Origin of the sequence: Streptomyces sp. M-16 (assembly GCF_052114405.1) — a bacterium.
Classification (GTDB): domain Bacteria; phylum Actinomycetota; class Actinomycetes; order Streptomycetales; family Streptomycetaceae; genus Streptomyces.
In genome coordinates, this window is record NZ_JBFRER010000326.1 from 1 (window position 1) to 565 (window position 565).

Sequence of the window (565 nt, forward strand, 5' to 3'; positions counted from 1 at the left end):
CCGTCCGCTTCCACGACGCCATGCGCCACCTGGAGAGCGCCGGCGTCCGCACGTACCTGGAGATCGGACCCGACGCCGTCCTCAGCGCCATGGGACAGGCCTGCCTCGACGCACCCGCCGCCCTCCTGCCCCTGCTGCGCCGCGACCGCTCGGAGTCGCGCACCCTGCTCGGCGCCCTCGGCCGGGCCCACGCGCGCGGCGTCGCCCTCGATCTGCCCGCGCTCTTCGCGGGCGCACCGGCGGCCCCCGCCGACCTCCCGACGTACGCCTTCCAGCACGAGCGGTACTGGCCGCGCATCGCGGAACAGCCCGCGGTGCCCGGCTGGCTCGTACCGCGAAGCGGTGCGGACGACGCCCTCGACGACCTCCTCTACCAGGTCACCTGGCAGCCGCTGGACACGACGCGGTCCGCCGCTCTGTCGGGGCGGTGGTTGGTGGTGTCTGCGGTGGGGGGTGCGGAGCTGGTGGGTGTGTTGTCGGCGTCGGGTGTGGAGGTGGTGGAGCTGGTGGCGGGTGGTCGTTCCCGTGGGGAGCTGGCCGGGGCTCTGGCGGGTGTGGGTGTGGT

The 565-nt window shown here is 74.9% G+C and carries 1 pseudogene; it reads left to right on the forward strand.

Annotated elements, in window-relative coordinates:
- A pseudogene (locus tag AB4039_RS42385) lies at positions 1-565 on the forward strand (hypothetical protein); the annotation flags it as partial.